Annotated in this window: 21 protein-coding genes and 1 riboswitch; of the genes, 9 read left to right on the plus strand and 12 right to left on the minus strand. The window is 43.0% G+C overall.

Annotation, left to right across the window (positions count from 1 at the left end):
- Positions 1-36: 36 nt before the first annotated feature.
- From ACE38W_RS04165 to ACE38W_RS04175, 3 genes are read right to left on the minus strand one after another with little or no spacing between them, the layout of a single operon-like run.
- Positions 37-501 (minus strand): CHAP domain-containing protein, encoded by a 465-nt coding sequence (locus ACE38W_RS04165; RefSeq protein ID WP_375828978.1) that lies wholly within the window; start codon positions 499-501, stop codon positions 37-39.
- 14 nt (positions 502-515) lie between these two features.
- Positions 516-1,154 (minus strand): DUF6549 family protein, encoded by a 639-nt coding sequence (locus ACE38W_RS04170; protein WP_375828979.1) that lies wholly within the window; start codon positions 1,152-1,154, stop codon positions 516-518.
- 13 nt (positions 1,155-1,167) lie between these two features.
- The gene (locus ACE38W_RS04175; protein WP_291949015.1) at positions 1,168-1,398 is read right to left on the minus strand and encodes a hypothetical protein; all 231 of its coding nucleotides are present in this window, start codon (positions 1,396-1,398) and stop codon (positions 1,168-1,170) included.
- 311 nt (positions 1,399-1,709) lie between these two features.
- On the opposite strand from ACE38W_RS04175, the gene ACE38W_RS04180 reads away from it, so the two are divergent.
- Complete coding sequence (locus ACE38W_RS04180; protein WP_375828980.1) at positions 1,710-2,183, plus strand: hypothetical protein; 474 nt, start codon at positions 1,710-1,712, stop codon at positions 2,181-2,183.
- A gap of 2 nt (positions 2,184-2,185) precedes the next feature.
- Here the strand turns inward: ACE38W_RS04180 and ACE38W_RS04185 are convergent, their stop codons facing one another.
- The 5 genes from ACE38W_RS04185 to ACE38W_RS04205 all read right to left on the minus strand — a co-directional run bounded on the left by ACE38W_RS04185 (position 2,186) and on the right by ACE38W_RS04205 (position 6,052).
- On the minus strand, positions 2,186-2,509 hold the full coding sequence (locus ACE38W_RS04185) for a hypothetical protein (protein ID WP_375828981.1): 324 nt from the start codon (positions 2,507-2,509) through the stop codon (positions 2,186-2,188).
- A 60-nt stretch (positions 2,510-2,569) separates the two neighbouring features.
- Positions 2,570-2,800: a hypothetical protein gene (locus ACE38W_RS04190; RefSeq protein ID WP_375828982.1), complete on the minus strand. Its 231-nt coding sequence runs from the start codon at positions 2,798-2,800 to the stop codon at positions 2,570-2,572.
- A 190-nt stretch (positions 2,801-2,990) separates the two neighbouring features.
- Entirely contained in the window at positions 2,991-3,371 is a 381-nt protein-coding gene (locus ACE38W_RS04195; RefSeq protein WP_375828983.1) for a helix-turn-helix domain-containing protein, read from the minus strand.
- Between the two features lie 5 nt (positions 3,372-3,376).
- Positions 3,377-4,066 carry an AAA family ATPase gene (locus tag ACE38W_RS04200; protein ID WP_375828984.1) on the minus strand — a complete coding sequence of 230 codons (690 nt, stop codon included), beginning with the start codon at positions 4,064-4,066 and terminating at the stop codon, positions 3,377-3,379.
- A 24-nt stretch (positions 4,067-4,090) separates the two neighbouring features.
- Entirely contained in the window at positions 4,091-6,052 is a 1,962-nt protein-coding gene (locus ACE38W_RS04205; RefSeq protein ID WP_375828985.1) for a Mu transposase C-terminal domain-containing protein, read from the minus strand.
- Positions 6,053-6,196: 144 nt separating this feature from the next.
- Between ACE38W_RS04205 and ACE38W_RS04210 the strand changes: the two genes are divergently transcribed.
- Positions 6,197-6,604 carry a helix-turn-helix domain-containing protein gene (locus tag ACE38W_RS04210; protein ID WP_375828986.1) on the plus strand — a complete coding sequence of 136 codons (408 nt, stop codon included), beginning with the start codon at positions 6,197-6,199 and terminating at the stop codon, positions 6,602-6,604.
- A gap of 308 nt (positions 6,605-6,912) precedes the next feature.
- The gene (locus ACE38W_RS04215) at positions 6,913-7,872 is read left to right on the plus strand and encodes a DUF2268 domain-containing putative Zn-dependent protease (protein ID WP_375828988.1); all 960 of its coding nucleotides are present in this window, start codon (positions 6,913-6,915) and stop codon (positions 7,870-7,872) included.
- Between the two features lie 119 nt (positions 7,873-7,991).
- On the opposite strand, the gene ACE38W_RS04220 is transcribed toward ACE38W_RS04215, so the two are convergent.
- Together ACE38W_RS04220 and ACE38W_RS04225 are read right to left on the minus strand one after the other, a co-directional pair.
- Entirely contained in the window at positions 7,992-9,173 is a 1,182-nt protein-coding gene (locus ACE38W_RS04220; protein ID WP_375828989.1) for a homoserine dehydrogenase, read from the minus strand.
- Positions 9,174-9,230: 57 nt separating this feature from the next.
- The gene (locus ACE38W_RS04225; protein WP_375828991.1) at positions 9,231-10,409 is read right to left on the minus strand and encodes a trans-sulfuration enzyme family protein; all 1,179 of its coding nucleotides are present in this window, start codon (positions 10,407-10,409) and stop codon (positions 9,231-9,233) included.
- 181 nt (positions 10,410-10,590) lie between these two features.
- A riboswitch (SAM riboswitch) is annotated at positions 10,591-10,709 on the minus strand.
- Positions 10,710-10,838: 129 nt separating this feature from the next.
- Here ACE38W_RS04225 and ACE38W_RS04230 point away from each other — a divergent pair.
- Positions 10,839-12,116 (plus strand): DUF2851 family protein, encoded by a 1,278-nt coding sequence (locus tag ACE38W_RS04230; RefSeq protein ID WP_375828992.1) that lies wholly within the window; start codon positions 10,839-10,841, stop codon positions 12,114-12,116.
- Positions 12,117-12,226: 110 nt separating this feature from the next.
- On the plus strand, positions 12,227-13,255 hold the full coding sequence (locus ACE38W_RS04235; RefSeq protein WP_375828993.1) for a DUF3667 domain-containing protein: 1,029 nt from the start codon (positions 12,227-12,229) through the stop codon (positions 13,253-13,255).
- A 137-nt stretch (positions 13,256-13,392) separates the two neighbouring features.
- Here the strand turns inward: ACE38W_RS04235 and ACE38W_RS04240 are convergent, their stop codons facing one another.
- A complete protein-coding gene (locus ACE38W_RS04240; RefSeq protein ID WP_375828994.1) occupies positions 13,393-14,280 on the minus strand; it encodes an NAD(P)-dependent oxidoreductase in 888 nt (295 codons plus the stop codon).
- A gap of 181 nt (positions 14,281-14,461) precedes the next feature.
- On the opposite strand from ACE38W_RS04240, the gene ACE38W_RS04245 reads away from it, so the two are divergent.
- Complete coding sequence (locus ACE38W_RS04245; protein ID WP_375828995.1) at positions 14,462-14,827, plus strand: winged helix-turn-helix transcriptional regulator; 366 nt, start codon at positions 14,462-14,464, stop codon at positions 14,825-14,827.
- A gap of 104 nt (positions 14,828-14,931) precedes the next feature.
- On the opposite strand, the gene ACE38W_RS04250 is transcribed toward ACE38W_RS04245, so the two are convergent.
- A complete protein-coding gene (locus ACE38W_RS04250; protein WP_375828996.1) occupies positions 14,932-15,339 on the minus strand; it encodes an OsmC family protein in 408 nt (135 codons plus the stop codon).
- A gap of 131 nt (positions 15,340-15,470) precedes the next feature.
- Here ACE38W_RS04250 and ACE38W_RS04255 point away from each other — a divergent pair, with 131 nt between their 5' ends.
- The 3 genes from ACE38W_RS04255 (at position 15,471) to ACE38W_RS04265 (ending at position 18,926) form a co-directional block, all read left to right on the plus strand.
- Positions 15,471-16,304 (plus strand): hypothetical protein, encoded by an 834-nt coding sequence (locus tag ACE38W_RS04255; RefSeq protein ID WP_375828998.1) that lies wholly within the window; start codon positions 15,471-15,473, stop codon positions 16,302-16,304.
- Between the two features lie 36 nt (positions 16,305-16,340).
- A complete protein-coding gene (gene lipA, locus ACE38W_RS04260) occupies positions 16,341-17,240 on the plus strand; it encodes a lipoyl synthase (protein WP_375829000.1) in 900 nt (299 codons plus the stop codon).
- 351 nt (positions 17,241-17,591) lie between these two features.
- Positions 17,592-18,926, plus strand: a complete 1,335-nt coding sequence (locus ACE38W_RS04265; RefSeq protein WP_375829001.1) for a TolC family protein — start codon at positions 17,592-17,594, stop codon at positions 18,924-18,926.
- Positions 18,927-18,930 lie beyond the last annotated feature (4 nt).

Here is an 18,930-nt window from a genome sequence, read left to right on the forward strand (position 1 = left end):
TAAAATGGATATATAATTATTGATCTGAAAACTATTTTAATCAGGAAGAATAAAACCTTTTATAGTGGCAAACTTCCTGCGTCTGACAGCAACTTCATAGCCTTCTCTGCTACCGTCACTGTTAGTATTTCCTTCTACTGTGTGAATCGTGTCTTTTTCTATTTTTATCACGATCCCAGTATGTCCGAAACCATTACCATAGTCCATAATAAATATGGCACCAGGTTTCACCGCTCCATAACTGACAACTTTCTTTAACCCGGTGGTGCGCCATTGCAGCAATACTCCCCCGGTTTTCAGCAGTCCATTTTTTACTCCTATGGCAGTACTAGCCTGTTCCATACACCAGTATACAAAGGCCATACACCAGGGAGCGCCAGGGCCAAGGCCCACGCTTTTCAGGTATTGATTTACTTCCGGACCACTGTTACTGCCTTTAGGATATTCTGAAACGCCTACCTGACTATAAGCAACGGCCAATACTTTTTCTGAGAGAGTCATAGGTCATGAATTATTTAAAATCTGATAATATTGTATTGCACGCCCACACCTATACTCCATGAAAATCTACCGCCAGCATAGTAATAACCCAATGAAGGACCGATGGAAATCCGCAGAGGCGCCCGCTGATGAGCTCCTGTATTGATAGCAGAAAGACCGCTGATACTGGTGTGAGGATTAACACTGAAACCATCCATCATTTCTTCCTTGCGAAACAACCCCTTCTTCTTGCGGTAATGGACAAACCAAATGCTGTCGCGCATAGCATAGGAAAGGGTTAACGAATCCTCCCAACTACCATGAATACTTACCCATTTATCATCATAATCAAATCGGATAGTATCCACTGTTTTTATCGGATTTTTTATATAAATGGTATCTCTGGTAATAGTAGCCGCAGTAGTGACATATTGTATCTGTTTTAGGGGTATTCTTGTTTTTTCAACTATACTATTCACAGTAGATACACCTGTTCCAGCAGGCATCACAGGGGTTACCGCATGTTCCAACCCTGCTTTATCCTGATAATGTTTCACTATTGGAGTATCCGTAAGACTCAGTTCCAGTAGTGCAATACGTGCCTGTTGTTTACAGGTTCTGAAAAATAAGAGTCCAATCAGAATGGAGCTAACAAACAATGCTACGTTTTTCACGGAATCGGATTTATTATTCGCCTTCCACAGCAACTGCGGCTACGGCCACCATCACTGATCCGGCAATGAAAAGACCTTTGGCTATTTCCATCAATACTCCCGGCATATGTACATCAGCCACTGCTGGAGCGAGAATAGCTCCTGATCCTGCCATCAATACCTTACCGGCAATTTTTATCTTTCTGAAAAATCCCGGGGTGGGGGAGGCAATCCTTTCTTTGGCTTCATCGATAAATTTTTTCATCCGTATTGATTCTGGGTTAACGATCCCCGATTCCGGATCCCCATCTTACAGGATGGGAATGACCAGGTCGGGTCCACGGTTTGTATGTACAACTGATCTGTTTGAATTTCTTTCGTGTACAATGTTTTACCGTTAATACATTACAAAGATGCATGCTTCTACATGCCTTGCCAAATGGGGTTTTCGTCATACTGCAATATAAAAAGTATCATACTTTATTTAGTGAGGTGTCATAACAGAAGGAATTTTATTAGATATCCCGATACATCAATTTTGCAGAGATATCTTTTTTAAAACTTAACAGAAAAAATATGAGCAGTATTTTTGGAGATTTTACCACCAATATTATTAACAGGATTAAGCAGGCCATTCCGGCGCAGATCACCGTGGCCCAGGACCTAGGCCAACTGGAGCAATTTGACCCTGTCACTGGGCCTAAAATAACCCTTCCCTGCGTGCTTATAGACCTGAAGCAGCTCACCTGGGAAGATCTGGCAGACAATATTCAACTTGGACATGGATCCCTGCAGGTACGTATTGGTATTGATCCGGATGTAAGTACAGTGGTACAGTATTACGACCTGCTGCAACAGGTACATCAATGTTTGCAGGGAAGCAGAGAGGAAGCTTCGTCCGGATTACATAGAAGAAATAATAATACCGAAAGACGAAACAACAAATATTGTGTAAAAGTAATGAGATACGAATTTACAATTCGGGATACTCTAACTGAAAAAGAGAAGATAAATGTAGCAATTCCGGTACCAGTAGTTAACAAGTTATAAAATTACTTCCAAACCATCCAGGGATAACGTTTGCGCAAATCGTTCAGCCCTGGTTGCTGTGCAGTAACCTGTTTGAGCAGCTGGAAATTATTTTCCAGCTGTAATCTTTCTATGATAGTATAACCAGATAAATCAAATTCTTCTGAAAGCAACTGAATTATTTCATCATACCTTTTTTTACTGATACGCAGATAGTAATAATGCCTGTATACCAGCCTTTCATCCCTGCGGGCAATCAGTTCCCGATTCCTACCAGGGGTGCGGCGAGTCGTATCCTCAGATGCCGCGGTTAATAATTGCGAGAATAATGTTTGTACTCCTTTCACATAGCAAAAATAAAAAATGCTCCCCGTAAGGGGAGCATCAAGATGTTGACGGAGGTAATCTCAGCACTTGTAAAGCTGCTCAATTTGCTGCTCTTCCGGGAGCATACTGGAAAGTAAATCCAACAGATAAATATTTGCCTGCTTCACCTGATCAGGAACTTCTTCAGGATGAGTAAGACTGTATTTTACTGTTTGAATGATGCCCTGCATCAGACCGGTATGCATGCTTTCCGGACTAAGTGTAGGAATGTACAATAACAGACCTTCATTTTGATAATTCACGTTCTTCATTTTTACATGTTATTGACCAGCACCTACCATTCCCCGCTGCTGTAACTCGCCAGGTATAGCTACTGAATTTCGTTCAGGAGTTAATAGGGTTTCCGGTTATTTTTTAAGGAAAAGGGTTTAACAGTTCGTAGTCAGAAATATAGTTATAACGGATTAACAGCTACAATTTATAGGTATTTCATGTTTCACTTTATTTGCGACGAATATACTGCTTATTTCCGAACATTTCCTGCGGTAATTCGTCCATACTTTTCAAGATGCTGCGAATAGATTTCAGCCAATAATTTGTAAATAACTGATCCTTCGTTTGCAGGTGTTTTAATGCTTCGGAATTATTGTAATAAACCGCTGGTCTGCTGCGCCCGATAAGAGTTCCAATCTGCATAAAAGAAAGATCCGTAAAGGAATATAGCAGGTGACAAATTACTTGCCTGGCACAGGCTACCTCTTGAGAGTTTCTGCCCGAAATCAACACTTCCCTGCGCAGCTGAAGTGCCTGACAGATACGCCCCATCAGCTGTTCTGAAAGTTCCGGATATCGACTGCAATAGAAAATTATTTCCTTGCTCATGATTACTAATTTTGCTGAGGTGAATTTTTTCTTCTTCTCTTGTGAATCTCTCTTTCCAGTCTGCGCAGATCTCCTTCGCAATCGTGATATACCGCAGCAATAATTGCCTCATCAGATATATTATTTGCAACGCAAATAGCGGTCAGTTCTTTTTTACTGACAGCACTCAGCGGAATAAAACGACGTCCTATCCTGGAGAATATTTCAGCATACCCTTTCTTTTTCAATCTACGCCCGCGTTCTATTCGTTGTGCCAGATGCGGCGTCGCCATCAAGATAATGCCACAATGTCCTTTAAGCAGGTTATAAAAGGATATAAAGAAATACAACACCTGGTCACTTAGCTTATCAGCTTCATCTATTATCAACAAAGGAGTTTCCTGTTGAAAAAGTGCGTCCACAGTAGCTTCCATCATTTCTGCAACATTCCCACCTGGTTGCTGTTCTCCCATTGCCTGCAAAAGTTTCTCGAGGAATGTTTTCCTGTTCCAGTATTCAGCACATTCCAGATGATATACCGCTTTATGCTCCCCAGCGAACCATCGGGCAGCAAAAGTTTTTCCGCAACCAGCATTTCCTGTGACCGCAAATACATTCCCATACGCCTGCGCATCCAGGAAATAAGCCACCAGGGTATTAAAGGCAATAGTTTCCGACATCGCCCACACTTGTGGTACAATCTTTTTTGTTTTCATATTTAGAGGGATTATTTAGTGAGATTACATAAGATCGAGTGGGTCAAAATTTTCAGAAGGTAAAACAGGTGGATGTAATGCTAGATTTTCTGCTGCCTGCCTGGCTTCTTTTACCATCACCTGTGCTTGTAATAGGCCTGCAGCATCTGTCTGGTTTTCGGCCAGAATAGCAGCCCGGTCTTTCTTCCTGTCAATGATCCCCTGTACCATCGCTTTTTTCTGCTGTAACAGCCGGAACAGCCGCTCTTTATCCCCAGGCTGATAATCAGCTCTCGCTGATGGGAGCTTTTTATAGGTGTGAGCCATAAACCGAAGCTGATGATCATCTGTTACCAATACACGCGAAAGATCCATCGGATCATAAATCACTTGTATTTTCCTGCCAACATGCTGCAGATATAATTCATCGGGAATCTGGTATTCATAAGGTTTCCCCTGAATTGTCAGGCGTATACCTCCATTGGTAATTGTATTAGTAAATTCATGCCTTACACCGAATAAACGTAATAAGTGTTCATCAGAAATACAGCGTTCTTTGGACTTTTCACTGGCCATGAAAGCTGCTTTCCATACATCCTGCCTACTCATTCCAGTTTTAGAGTCTGTTTCTTGTCTGAGTCCATCTATGAAGGTTTCCAGAATCTCGAAACCTTCATCTTTATGTGGAAATTGCGCTTTGGTTGTCGCAATATGATCAGGATTCAACCTGAAATCAGACGTTATATTATTGCCTGCATAATTCTGAAACCGACGTAAATGCTGATGCCAATGTTTTCCGAACGAACGCTCGATGTACTTCCCTCTTGGCGATTTAGCGCTGGCCGGAAAATAGTCGCCGTCAATACTTTGATAAAACGGCAATAAGGCTTTCAGATTCCATCTGTCTGTCTGCAACTGATGCGGCAGATACCATGCGCCAGTAAGCGTATAAATATGATGCATGGCATCCAGATAAGCCATTTTCACCAATTCTGTACTAATACCATCGGCATAACAATAACCCAATGGATAATCATTGAATGCATCGCTAATAATAACGGCTTTAAATCGATGATAATATTGCACGTGCAGTTTTCCCTGCTGATTCAGTTGTTCATCCCTGAAATAAAGATCAATGTCATTGTCATCCGATCCTACGAGTAATAAGGGCGCAGAAGGACGGTTTCTTTTAGTCTGACGTCCAAACTGGTGATACCAGGCGGCATTTCCTTCTCTAAACAACTGCAGCTGATACTGATTATTACGCCGGTAATTCCCTACTGTACCGCTACTAATGGAGGGATACGCATTTTGCACAGCCCATTTATTATAGGCTGCAGTAATCACCACGTCATCATGCTGATTCGGATGGGAGATCAATTCAAATAATACCGCTTCCGCCAGTTCATCCTTCACTTTCACACTATTCCTGTTTCCAAAACGCCAGTCAATCAATGTCTCATATCCTCCCTGTTGATAGGTGTTCAGCTTCTGTGCCAATCGCCTATAACTATGTGGTAAAGGAATATTTTGGACAACAATCATCTCCAGTACTACTTTCCAAAACTCTTCCATGGTTAGTCCAAGCTGCTTTTTCACCTTTCTTTTATTATCGCGCATTTCCAGTAACATATTAAGCCAGGAAGCAACTTGTGTATAGGTGGAGACGTGGTTCGTTGGCAAACATTTATGCTCCTCATAGCGATACTCCAGAAAGAAGCTTTCCGCTTTTATATCTTTTCTTATAAGTTGAAGGAGAGGCTGTTTGGCAACATACACATAGGGATTCCCATATTTCTCCACGACAAGCTGTTTGTAGTTGTCTGGCAGGGATTCATAGATAATCAATACCGAACGTCCGTTGCCGCCACGTTCCAGCACTTCAATTCTGTTTCTTCGCTTCAGAGAATCATAGGTTCCTTTCGGGACCAGCCCTTCCGGTGATTGACTGGTACGTATAAATTCATGCCCTTCCATACAGAGCCTGTTCTGGGTATCAAACTTCATGGTGCAACAATCTAATGGATGATGAAGGGTATATGGTAATAATGTCTATTTTTACAACATACCCCCGATCTGACGATTTCAAAAATATAACTTTTCCTATAAAGTCAAAAACTTTTCTATAACTTTACCTATATTTTTTCATTCATGACCGAAGGACAAAGAATACTCTACATCCGCAAACTGATAAAGAAAAATCAACAGGAATTTGCACAGCTGCTGTCTGTGTCACAGGCTGCTCTGTCTGACATCGAGAATGGAAAGAATGGAATTTCCTACCCTGTTTTTAGGAAATTGGTCGAGGAAATAGGCGTACATCCCTATTGGTTTATGTGGGGGCAAGATCCAATTTTCAGAGAAATACACTATGCCGACAAATATAACATTTCCTATAACCCTGCAAGCCCAACTGAAGGTGCAAGTGCAAGCCCAGCTCACAAATCCCCTACCAGTAAGGATCCTCACTTTACCATGGAAGAAGTAATGAAGGCATTATCCGATTTACAGGGAGAAGTGAATAAAATCAAGCGCAAGGCCAAAAAACATGAAAAATAGGGTAGAAAGTAATGGATCAAATATGTCACAAATCCTCTGCCATGGCCACGTCAAGTGGATTTAAATCATGTAATACTCAAAATCAAAGGAAATGTTATGCTGGTATAGGTTTTCCTATATACGGTGCTACCATTCAGAGAGGACGTTTGGATTTATCGTTATCAGATAAATGAATTATTTGCAAGTAGCGTTTGTGTCCAGCTATAGATTGTATAGACGAGGCGCAAACGCTTTTATTGTTATCGATTTGGTGAGATTTTCTTGTGATTGATAGGTTGATGTATTAATTTCCGGATATATACATAGTCATGCCTAAGCTTTATTGTTTTCTCTTATTTTCATTATTATCATTTACTGCGCATGGGCAGCAAACCCGAATAGTTTCCGAGGATGTTCCGCTGTTCTGGCGGGCATTTGATGCTGCGGCTGCAGAACCTGATACACTAAAGAAAGCAGACATCTTACGTCAGCTATACCTGGAGAACGGATCTGCAGGGGTGCGCGCCATGATGAATATTCGTCATTGGGAACCTATGAAATTTATTCACAGTTTTCAGCGGTATCCTGCTTACTGGACTACCGTCCGGCATCTTACCCTACAAGCGGTTGGGCATGCAAATGAACTAGAACTTATTTTTCAACGCTATCAGCAGTTATACCCAGCTTTCAAAACGCCGGTATTGTACTTTGTTATGGGGTATGGCGGTACCGGCGGAACGACTACGGAGCATGAAATACTGATCGGTACTGAGATTGCAGCTGGCGATAGTACCGTAAATGCTGCTGGTATGCATCCATTTCTACAGCATTACTTTAAAATCAATAAAGGTATCATGCACCTGGTGGCCCATGAAATTACGCATACACAGCAACCTGGCGGCGACATGGAAGACAGAAGGAATTCCAACCTGCTTGGATTTTGTCTGGCAGAAGGTGTTTGTGATTTTATGGCGGAATTATTATTGCAGGAGGAATTACAGACGCCTTATATTTTGTATGGCAAGCAGCATGAAAAGGAGCTGTGGTTGAAGTTTACAAAGCAATTGCATGGAAAAGATATTAGCAATTGGCTGTATAACGGCGCTGTAAAAGGAGAGCTGTCTGATCTGGGATATTATATGGGATATATTATCTGTAAATCTTTTTACTATCATCACAGTGATAAGGCCGAGGCGATAAGGCAGTTATTGTCGTTACCTTATGAGGATACAGCTGGATTGGATCATTTTCTGAGGTTATCGCGGTATAATGGTAAATTTTATAAATAAATACGGCGCAGAAAACTGCGCCGTCGAGATGGTTGGTTCCGCATTGCGGAAATGCATTGCGGTTGGTGTTTGATCGGATTTTGCTTATGAGAAAATTGGGACAAAAATCTTTCGCAAAATTATTCGAGAACCAGCAGGTTCACGTCTTTATTTTTAAGCCATTGTGCATCTTTCAGTTTTTGCAGGTTGATAGTACCTACAACATAACGGTAAGTTGCTGATTCATATTTTTCTTCGATGTTAAAGAACTCTGTCAGATCTACCTGATCAGGCGTTCTGTAACGCAGGTAAATTTTCAGTTTAACATCGTTGGTGAATGCAGGCTGATTGTTTTGTTTGATTTTTTTGTATTCGTAGCGATAGTTATACAGCAGGGCGGAGATGTCCGACAGTACTGCAGAACCGGTAGCGGTACCACCAGCGCCTTTACCTACAAAGAATTGTTTATCGGTAAATGCACTTTCCAGCAGGATACCATTGTACTCGTTGTATACATCGTATAACAGGTTATGTTCTTTTACGAGATGTGGGAGTACGAAGGCGAATACATTACCATTGTTGCGGCGGCAGTGGCCAATAAGTTTGATAGTGGAATTACGTTGCTTTGCGAACTGGATATCGAAGTCGTTGAGGTGATGTATACCGAAGTTGAATACCTCTTCAGGTTTTACGAAAGTACCGAAAGCGTGTAATAACAGGATAACGATTTTGAATTTAGGATCGAAACCTTCGATGTCGAGGGTAGGATCAGTTTCTGCGAAGCCGAGGTCCTGCGCTTGTTGCAGTGCGGTATCGAAGCTCAGGTTTTCTTCGAATATTTTGGTGAGAATATAATTCGTAGATCCGTTGCAGATACCTTCTACTGCGTTGAGCAGGTCATTGTCATAGTATTCTTCCAGGTTACGGATGATAGGAATACTTGCACAGCTGGATGCTTCGTAGAGGAAAGGAACTTTATTTTCTGCCTGTAATTGGTAGAGAGAAGCGAGGTTTTCAGCAATCATGCGTTTGCTGGCGCTAACTACAGCTTTACCATTACGTAAGGCAGTGCTTACGATTTCAAATGCTGCTTCAGTATCATTGATAAGCTCTACTACCACGTCAATGGTAGGATCTTCAAGGATTTCATTTTTATCAGTAGTGAAATAACTGCTGTCAATAGGTCTTGATTTGTTAGGATCTTTAATACAGATTTTTTTGATTCTTGCATTAATACCTTTTGTTCTGTTCAATACCTCGTACAGTCCTTGTCCTACACAACCGAATCCGAAGATTCCTAAATTGATGATCTTATTTTCCATACTTTGTTCAATCATTTTGCGGTCATCAATGAGCTGCTGCTGCTGTTGATCCGCGCTTTATTGTAAAACAGTTATTTGTTTGCCGGCAGGAGAGTTTAACCTATCCAATGCCTGTTTCAGATCGTTGATCAAGTCATCTGCGTCTTCAATACCTAACGACAGTCGGATGCAGGAGTCTTGCAGACCTGTTTTTTTCCGGAAATCTTCCGGTATGTTGCGATGTGTCATAGTGGCCGGGTGGGCCAGCATACTTTTCACGCCGCCAAAGCTTTCCGCCAGTTTAAACAACTTCGTAGCATTGACGATACGGATCGCATTTTTGATGTTATCTGCCTTTAAGGAGAAGCTAACTAGTCCGCCATAATTTTTTTGTTGTTTCCTGGCAATATGGTGATTCTTATGGGTGGCGAGCCCTGGATAATACACCTTGTCAATTGCAGGATGCGTGCTAAGCCAGTTGGCGACAGCAGTAGCATTGGCGCATTGTTTTTCCAGTCGTAAGGCTAGCGTTTCTATTCCGCGGATAGTAAGCCATGCTTCGAATGGACTGAGAATACTACCAGAAATATTCTGGTTATATCTCAGCTGATCTGCCAGTGCTTTGGAATTTACCACTACCAGTCCTGCAATAACATCACAATGGCCTGACAAGTATTTAGAGGCACTGTGGATCACAATATCGGCACCGAGGGTGATAGGTTGCTGCAGTAACGGTGTACTGAAGGTATTATCTACCACAAGGAGAATATCGTGTTGCTTGGCAATCTTACTGACAGATTTGATGTCAGTGATGCGCAATGTAGGATTGGTGGGCGATTCCAGCCAGATAACACGCGTCTTTGGTGTGATAGCAGCAAGTACTTTATCGGTATTACTGGTATCTACAAAGTTTACCTTAATGCCAAAACGTTCAAACATGTGGTTAAAGATCTGGAAGATGCCTCCGTAAGTATCTTCTACCGCCATGATTTCATCGCCGGATTTCAGGAGCTTGAGAACAGCGTCAATAGCAGACATACCACTGGCAAACGCGAAGCCGGCATAGCCTTCCTCGAGATTACAGATCAGGTCTTCTAATACTTTCCTGGTAGGGTTGTTGGCCCTGGAAAATTCGAAACCCTTGTTAATGCCTGGTGATTCCTGCACAAACGTAGATGTCTGATAGATAGGTACTGAGATAGCCCCCGTCAATTCATCTACCGGTATGCTGTGAATCAGTTGTGTTGCTGTTTTCATTGTCAGAACTGTTTTAATGATTGTCAGAATATGGAATAATATTCTGCAACTTTATCACTAAAAACTAACTTAAACAACCACAAATCCATGAAGGGAGTGAGGGGGAAGGGCAAAAAAAAAGCTCTTCCTTGTGTTGGAAGAGCCTTTCAATTATATTATAAGGTGAAGATTAATCTCTGCCAACTTATCTTTCTCTTGGTAAAACCAAGAGCAGGAATTAGCACCATCTTCCTGACTTGCAATTCAGGAAAGGTTGCTAAGGCATCATCGGGCCAGACCCTCCGCCTTTCTGGATAAGTGATGTGTAAGAACTGGGTGCAAAGGTAAGGTCATCCTGACCAATTTTCCAAATCAGGACAAAAATTTTTTTCTCCCCTGATCTTTTACCCGCTATTCTGCTATATTTTTATAGAAACCAACCATATCTGTATGTCTGTTAACCCGTTGCTCTCTGAAGAGCTGTTCCAGTTTATCTGGCAACATCGCCTGTATTCACACCAGGCGCTCAAAACTACCGACGGCGAAGCCGTTACCGTGCTACATCCCGGGATACCTAACCATCTCGATGGCCCCGATTTTACTGCTGCCAGTATTTGTATCGGACCCACGCGATGGAGCGGAAATATAGAGCTGCATATCTCTAGCTCCGATTGGTACCGGCATGCTCACCAGCATGATCCGCGATATGCGAATATTATTTTACATGTGGTCTTTTACCACGACAACCCCGATCTCCTGTTTCCCGCGCCCTGCCTGGAATTGCAGCAACATATTTCCAAACTACTGCTGCAAAGGTATGCTGCGCTCAAACTGAACGCCGGCTTTGTACCCTGCCATAGCCAGGCCGCCAGGATCTCGCCCTTACATTGGCTCTCCTGGCAGGAAAGACTCCTCGCAGAACGCTGGGAACTTAAAATGCAACGCTGGTCAGCTTTGCTACAAAAGAACTGTCACGATTGGGAAAGTCTTTGCTATCACTTACTGGCAGAGGGTTTCGGACAGCCGCATAATGCTAGTCCCATGCTGGAAGTAATCAAACAGCTGCCGCTGACACTGTTGCTGCGTTATCGCTATAACCCCGAATTGCCAGAGGCTTTATTATTTGGACAAGCAGGCTTACTCAGCGCTAAATTTGAAGATCCGTACGCTTTGGAATTACAACAGCATTATCGATGGTTGAAACACAAGCATAGCCTGCTTCCTATGCCAGCGCATAGTTGGAAGTGGCTACGCATAAGACCTTCTGCCTTTCCTACGATGCGCCTGGCCGCTTTTGCTGCCTTGTGGACTCAACGGCCACGCCTATTCGCCAGTCTTGCAGAAGCGACCAGTATTGATGATCTCAGACAATTACTTTTCGTGCAGCCGTCGCCGTATTGGGAAACACATTATCGTTTCGACCAGGAAGTAGAAACTGCGCACGGTATGGGAGAACAGGCGCTGAATAGTCTTATCATCAATATGGTACTGCCACTGCGTTTTTTCTACGGCAGCAGAAAAGGAAGCCTGTACCTGCAACAACAATCATTGGAATGGTTGTTATCTATGCCCGCAGAGGATAACAGGATAATTTTAAAGTGGAAACAATCAGGGATTATGCCCGCCAATGCGCTGGCATCACAAGGGTTATTACATTTAAAAAAATACTATTGTGATGAAATGAGATGCCTGCATTGTATGATAGGCGTGAAGTTGTTGGGGAGATAAAAAAATCCGGGGACTGACAAATAATAAAAATGCTTTTGTCAGTCCTCTTTCTGATTTTTCTTTTCCAAAAAAAAACTACTAATTTTAGTAATCTATAACCCTAAGTCTTTGTGAAAACACAACCCTTACGCCAGAAAAAAAATTGTCTGAATTGTGGAAAGCATGTGCATGACAGATATTGTAGCCATTGTGGACAAGAAAATGTTGCTCCCCATGAAACCTTTGGTCATCTTGTAAAACACTTTGTTTCGGATCTCTTTCATTATGATTCCCGGTTTTTGCTGACCATAAAATATCTCTTCACCAAGCCTGGCTTTCTTACGCGCGAATACCGCGAAGGTAGACGTGTAACGTATGTGAATCCTATTAACTTGTATGTATTCACTTCGTTCATATTTTTCTTCATATATATTGCCTGGATCACACACCCAAAAGAGCGTCCAAAGAAACATGATCCTGAAGATGGAAAAAAAGGTGTTCAACTGGGCTATTTTAATGATCTGACGAGGCTGGAGAGAAAGGTCCTACCTGGTGTTCAGCTGAAGGATGCTGCCGCCATAAGGAATTATAATTTGCTGGAAAAAATAGCGACGGTTACAACAGTAGAGGAATTCGATGCGATCCACCAACAACTGCCTGATTCGCTACAACTGTCTGGTTGGGCAAAAGTACTAACCAGGGCCGAAGCAGGTGCGCTGAAGCACTATAGCTCTAATGAGGAAAAGGAAAGAGATTACCAGGAAGGGTATTATCATAACTTCCCCAAAGTAATGTTGCTTTGTTTGCCGCTATTTGCCTGGTTTCTGAAAATCATTTATATCAGGAATAAGCAATGGCTATACGTAGATCACGCAATATTTACGCTGCATGTTCATGGCTTTCTTTATATCGTGCTGGCTGTTTTGTTTCCACTATCCTCTTATTTTATAAGTACTGTCAGTGCCTTGAATACCTTCCACATAGTTTTAGCCTGCATATTTATTGTATATCTGATTGCTGCACTTCATAAGAATTATGCGCAAGTCCTTTGGAAAAGCTGTCTTAAAGGAGTGGTGTTATATGGCGCATATTTTATGCTTTTGAGAGGAGTATTGCTGACAATGTCACTCCTTCTAAGCCTTTACCATACTTATTTTTAAGAAGAGCTGCCCGCATATTGAAGCTTATTTGGAAGAAGTGTAAATAAATTTTTATGGAGAAATTTTGTACTGCCGTTGGCTTACAAAATTTCTCCATAAAAATTTATTTACCTGATGAAAACTGCGTTCTGCGTATTTTAGCGCAGTACCTCGATTACTGCACCAACTTGTTTGCCGCCATAGCCTGCATCCATGGCGCGCTGATAGATATTGTACATAAAGTCAGGGATTTCAGAAGTGATACCCGCTTCCCTTGCACTGCGTGCAAACAGGCCGATACCGTTATAACAGGTCTTCACTGAACTTTCCACTTCATCATATTTTTTATGGTGTATGACATTGCCCTCAAAACGAACCATTTCCCCTATTACTGATCCAAGTTTTCCTATCATATCTCCCAACTGGTTCACAGCAATGCCTTCTGCTTCAAACAGGCGGGCGCCCTGGAAAAATCCGGTGATCGCGCCAAATACGGTATTAAGGAACCCGATATCCCAGGTGGCAGCGGCTCCTACAGCTTCGCCCATATATTGCAGGCCGCCGGCCAGCGCTTTCATAATAGGTTCGGTAGCCTCGTATACTTCACGTGATCCGGAAACAAAGATAGGTGTGTATTCATGGCCTACCTGGCGCGGGGTAGCGAGGATAGCGCCGTCAAGGTATTTCGCACCTACACTGTGAGCCCATGCCGCTGCTATACGGGCATCCTGCGGAGTACCGGTACTCAATTCTATCAGGGTGCGGCCTTTCAGAGCGGCACTGGTTTCAGGTGTGCCAAGAATATTTTTGGTAGCACTGTAATCCACCACACACGTAATGATCACGGGACTGGCGCTGATAGCTCCTGCGGCACTCTCCGCAACAACCGCTCCCTGTGCGGCCAGAGAATCTGCCTTGCCCGCAGACCGGTTCCATACTGTTACCTGATACCCTTTTGAAAGCAAAATTTCTGCTAATCTGATACCCATATCTCCTAATCCGATCACGGAAACTGCTCCTGCTGTATTTTCAACTGTTGCCTTCATAGCTACTGTTTTAATCGTTCATTTGTTTTTCTGAGGCAAATGTCAGCAGCTGCAAACTCTTGTACAATAAGGGAAAAATGATTCAGGTAGGGAATATTTTTTCCCTATAAGCCCATGGCAGTTTCGGTGAGGGAATATCCCCCTAAAATCCTAACTTCAGTTGTTAAATCTTATTTTGAATATGTACGAGCGGAAAATTCCGGAAATGCTGGATTGCGGTATCAGTGTTGCAATCAAGGTACTTGGAGGAAAATGGAAAGCCTGGATAATAGAGTGTATCCATTTGGGTATACGCCGCCCGAGTGAGCTGCACAGGGAAATTAGTTCCGCGGCACCCCGGGTTATCAATATGCATCTGAAAGAACTGGAAGATTATAATATCATCAGCAAAACCGTATATCCCGGTCTGCCGCTGAAAGTAGAATATTTCCTTACCGATATCGGCGAAAGCCTGATGCCGGTAATCGAGGCGATGGATAAGTGGGGTAATCTCAACAGGAGCTATGTGACCCGAATGATGGAAACGATGCAGGCGGAAGAAAATTGATGTTTATTTACCATCATCAAAAATTAGTGGCTCGTTGGTAAGCGGTACAAAAAGAAAGAGCAGGATATTTCTACCCTGCTCTGAAAAAATATTAGTATACCAAATTACCAGTTAAATACGACTGTCTGCTTAATATCCGGATGTATGCTATACGCCACAGGACAGGTATGCGCTGCTTTTTCCAGCACTGTTCTTTCCTTCTCTCCCAGGCCATGACCAGCAGGGAAATCGAAAGTAACATCCACTCCAACGATTCTGCGTGGGTCTGTACCCATGATTTTTTGAATGCTCACTTTTGTTCCATCAATATTCCATTTGCTCTCACGGGCACGCATACCCATAATTGTGAGCATACAGGAACCGAGTGCCGTAGCTACTAAATCAGTTGGAGAGAACCTTTCGCCGCGGCCATTGTTATCTACGGGGGCATCTGTCTCAATTACGGAGCCTGACTGCAAGTGTGTTGCAGTAGTACGTAACGATCCTGTATATACGATTTCTGATGTTTTCATGATGCTGGTTTTACTATTTTAGTGCAAGTTAAGCAATGTGAACAAACCATAAAATAACTGTATTTTTAATATTCGTAACATAACAATACCTTTAACCAAGCGTTTAATAATATATCAACAGCCCAATTACTGTGAAAAAATTATACTTGATCATCCTTATTTCAGCCATTTGCGGGTCTGTGAAAGCCCAATCCACGTCTACGGGAAAGTCAGCTACTGAATCAACCAAAGAGCAGCGCAAGCTGAAACGGATTAAGGTTTTCAAAGAGCAAGAAGAAGGCGAAAACGTATTCCAGCGTGATTTCTCTCTCGGTGGCCGTCTGAATACCGATGGCTGGTCAGGATTTGTGGAACTGGGATACCGCAAAAGCCGTAAGGTCGTGAACTACTTTCAGTTTGAATTTTCTGAAAAGAAGAGCAACCGGGAAGATAAGCGTCAGGGATATGCCTTTACCAATATGGGCGTAACTTCCAGGCCTTACATCTACGGAAAACAGAATAATTTCTACCCGGCAAAATTTGGCGTTGGACAACGTTACCTGCTCGGAGGAAAAGCCAATAAGAACGGCGTAGAAGTAAGCGCTATCTATTATGGCGGCGTTTCTATAGGGCTATTAAAGCCTTATTACCTCAATGTTATGCTGGGCAACGACCAGGTGGCAGATATCCGCTATGATCCAAATAATCCTGATGCTAAGGCCTTCCTGGATCCTAATGCCATTAATGGCGGCGGCGGATTTGGCAAGGGCTGGAGCGAAGTAAGCGTTATCCCTGGCTTGCATGCTAAGCTGGGTATGCGTTTCGACTGGGCCCATTTCAATGAAGTGGTGAGCGCCCTGGAAGTAGGTGTCAACGGAGAATTTTATACCAAGAAGGTGCCCATCATGGTAAATGACTATAATAAGCAATTTTTATTTAATGCGTATGTAAGCCTTCAATTCGGAAAACGCTGGAATAAGAGATAAGTATTACCTTTGTTTTTCTAAAGAAAGGAGTAAGCGATGCAAGAATTACCCGTAATAGCCGCCGAACCAGCCACTGCCAGAGTGAAAAAGCCTGACTGGCTGCGTGTCAAACTACCGATAGGAGAAAGCTACAAACAGGTGAGGAACCTGGTAGATACCCATAAATTACATACCATCTGTGAAAGTGGCAACTGCCCGAATATGGGCGAATGCTGGGGTGCCGGAACGGCAACTTTCATGATCCTTGGTAATATCTGTACCCGTAGCTGTGGCTTCTGCGCCGTAGCAACTGGTCGTCCTGACCCTGTTGATCATGATGAACCTCAACGTGTCGCTGAAGCGATCTATCTCATGAAAGTGAAACATGCCGTTATCACTTCCGTAGACCGCGACGAACTGAAAGATGGTGGCTCCATCGTTTGGGCCAATACCATCAAAGCAGTACGTGCCCTCAATCCTGATACCACCATGGAAACACTGATCCCCGACTTCCGCGGCCAGTGGGAAAACCTCCAGCGTATCATCGATGTAGCACCAGAAATCGTATCACATAACCTGGAAACAGTAGAACGCCTCACCAAACAGGTACGTATCCAGGCTAAATATCACCGCAGTCTCGAAGTAATTCGCCGACTGAAAGAAGGTGGCATGCGCACAAAAAGCGGTATCATGCTCGGCCTCGGTGAAACCAAAGAAGAAGTAGTACAAGCCATGCAGGACCTGTACGATAACGGTTGTGATGTTGTTACATTAGGCCAGTATCTGCAGCCAACTCCTAAACACCTGCCTGTTGTTCGCTTCGTTCACCCAGATGAATTTGCAGAATTACGCGAGATAGGTTACCAAATCGGTTTGGACTACGTAGAGGCCGGACCGTTAGTACGTTCCTCCTATCATGCTGAAAAACATATTGCCAGCGGTCGAAATAAAGGATGATCGGCCCCGAACTTCATGTAATTGTTAAAATCCACCTACCCAGGTGGATTTTTTCTTTTAGAATACTATCTTAGCGCCTCATTTGAAAATAACCTTGTAAACAAAAGCCCGTTGTTTACCTGAAAACTAAATTGTTTTTTACCTGAGAACCTACCTGTTATCTGCAGCTGCACTGCATTAGCATTACTATGCACTAAAATAATTTTGTCTCAGCGCTACCAAAAATAGCCTGTGGCATCATATGGACGATGAACTGGCTATAACACTATGTATCTGCGTATATGCATCTACGTTATCCAACTTTTATTGTCTCGATTGGAACAAAGAAGAACTGAATGTCAAAAGCCTTTTATGAAAAGAGCAATTTTCCTGTTAGCTGTGTCGTGCGGACTACTATTTTCCGGCCAACTTCGCGCACAGCAATCTAACGACCTACTGCCTTCGACAGCCACACTGGAGGATTGTATTCGCTATGCGCTGAAACATCAGCCCATACTACACCAATCCATCATTGATGAGGCCATCACCGACAGAACAGTAAAAAGTAAATTGGCCGATTGGTACCCACAGGTATCTGTAGATGCGAACCTACAGCACTATCTGGAATTACCCACCTCCATTTTTGGTGGGAACCCTACCAAAGTAGGCGTCGCCAACAACTCCGCTGCCACCTTCACACTGAACCAAAACCTGTTTACCCGCGATCTCCTGCTCGCCAGTAAAACAGCCAAGGAAGTGCGTACACAAAGCCAGCAGAATACTACCCGCAGCCAGATAGATGTGGTGTCGGATGTTAGTAAGGCTTATTATGATGTGTTGCTCACGCAGCAACAAATCAATGTGCTCAGCGAAGATATCGTTCGTCTCGAAAGATCACTCAAAGATGCTTATAATCAGTATCAGAGTGGTGTAGTTGACAAAACCGACTACAAAAGAGCAACCATCTCTCTCAACAATGCCAAAGCTCAAAAGAAAGCGGCACTGGAATTACTCAACTCAAAACAGGCCTACCTGAAACAGCTGCTCGGATATCCAACATCGTCTCCGGATATCCTGATCTCCAGCGATACCACCACCATGGTCGCGGAAGTCAACAACAGCGATACCAGCGCAATACCTGACTATCATAATAGGATAGAATACAAATTGCTGAAGACGCAGGAAAGTCTGCTCGAAGCAAATGTCCGCTATAATAAATGGGGATATCTTCCAACGGTATCTGCATTTGTTAACTATGCCTTTGCCTACCAGAACCAAGACTTTGGTAAACTATATAATAACAATTATCCCAACTCCTTGCTGGGCCTGAAATTGAGCCTGCCTATTTTCCAGGGTGGTAAACGTGTTCATAATATCAAAATGGCAGAATTACAGCTGGAACGTAATAAATGGGATTTTGAATCATTGACCAGTGCCGTGAACACGCAATACACACAGGCAATGGCAGCATATAGGAGTAACCTGAACGACTATATGACTTTGAAAGAAAATGTGGCGATGGCACAGGATGTATACAATCTGCTGCAGCTTCAATATAAAGAAGGTATCAAAACTTACCTCGATGTACTGATTTCAGAAACGGAACTGCGTACCGCTCAACTGAGCTACTACAACGCCATGTACCAGGTACTGAGCAGTAAAATTGATCTGCAGAAAGCATTAGGAACCTTAACAGTAAATTATTAAATGG

It is taken from the genome of Chitinophaga sp. Hz27 (assembly GCF_042263525.1).
Classification (GTDB): Bacteria; Bacteroidota; Bacteroidia; order Chitinophagales; family Chitinophagaceae; genus Chitinophaga.

What these genes read in the sequence shown, in the direction of transcription:
- ACE38W_RS04265 (WP_375829001.1), top strand. Translation starts at nt 17,592, where the DNA reads ATGAAAAGAGCAATTTTCCTGTTAGCTGTGTCGTGCGGACTACTATTT.
- ACE38W_RS04225 (WP_375828991.1), bottom strand. Translation starts at nt 10,409, where the DNA reads ATGAAAACAGCAACACAACTGATTCACAGCATACCGGTAGATGAATTG.
- ACE38W_RS04230 (WP_375828992.1), top strand. Translation starts at nt 10,839, where the DNA reads ATGTCTGTTAACCCGTTGCTCTCTGAAGAGCTGTTCCAGTTTATCTGG.
- ACE38W_RS04165 (WP_375828978.1), bottom strand. Translation starts at nt 501, where the DNA reads ATGACTCTCTCAGAAAAAGTATTGGCCGTTGCTTATAGTCAGGTAGGC.
- ACE38W_RS04240 (WP_375828994.1), bottom strand. Translation starts at nt 14,280, where the DNA reads ATGAAGGCAACAGTTGAAAATACAGCAGGAGCAGTTTCCGTGATCGGA.
- ACE38W_RS04245 (WP_375828995.1), top strand. Translation starts at nt 14,462, where the DNA reads ATGTACGAGCGGAAAATTCCGGAAATGCTGGATTGCGGTATCAGTGTT.
- ACE38W_RS04205 (WP_375828985.1), bottom strand. Translation starts at nt 6,052, where the DNA reads ATGAAGTTTGATACCCAGAACAGGCTCTGTATGGAAGGGCATGAATTT.
- ACE38W_RS04210 (WP_375828986.1), top strand. Translation starts at nt 6,197, where the DNA reads ATGACCGAAGGACAAAGAATACTCTACATCCGCAAACTGATAAAGAAA.
- lipA (WP_375829000.1), top strand. Translation starts at nt 16,341, where the DNA reads ATGCAAGAATTACCCGTAATAGCCGCCGAACCAGCCACTGCCAGAGTG.
- ACE38W_RS04175 (WP_291949015.1), bottom strand. Translation starts at nt 1,398, where the DNA reads ATGAAAAAATTTATCGATGAAGCCAAAGAAAGGATTGCCTCCCCCACC.
- ACE38W_RS04220 (WP_375828989.1), bottom strand. Translation starts at nt 9,173, where the DNA reads ATGGAAAATAAGATCATCAATTTAGGAATCTTCGGATTCGGTTGTGTA.
- ACE38W_RS04195 (WP_375828983.1), bottom strand. Translation starts at nt 3,371, where the DNA reads ATGAGCAAGGAAATAATTTTCTATTGCAGTCGATATCCGGAACTTTCA.
- ACE38W_RS04215 (WP_375828988.1), top strand. Translation starts at nt 6,913, where the DNA reads ATGCCTAAGCTTTATTGTTTTCTCTTATTTTCATTATTATCATTTACT.
- ACE38W_RS04190 (WP_375828982.1), bottom strand. Translation starts at nt 2,800, where the DNA reads ATGAAGAACGTGAATTATCAAAATGAAGGTCTGTTATTGTACATTCCT.
- ACE38W_RS04180 (WP_375828980.1), top strand. Translation starts at nt 1,710, where the DNA reads ATGAGCAGTATTTTTGGAGATTTTACCACCAATATTATTAACAGGATT.
- ACE38W_RS04250 (WP_375828996.1), bottom strand. Translation starts at nt 15,339, where the DNA reads ATGAAAACATCAGAAATCGTATATACAGGATCGTTACGTACTACTGCA.
- ACE38W_RS04200 (WP_375828984.1), bottom strand. Translation starts at nt 4,066, where the DNA reads ATGAAAACAAAAAAGATTGTACCACAAGTGTGGGCGATGTCGGAAACT.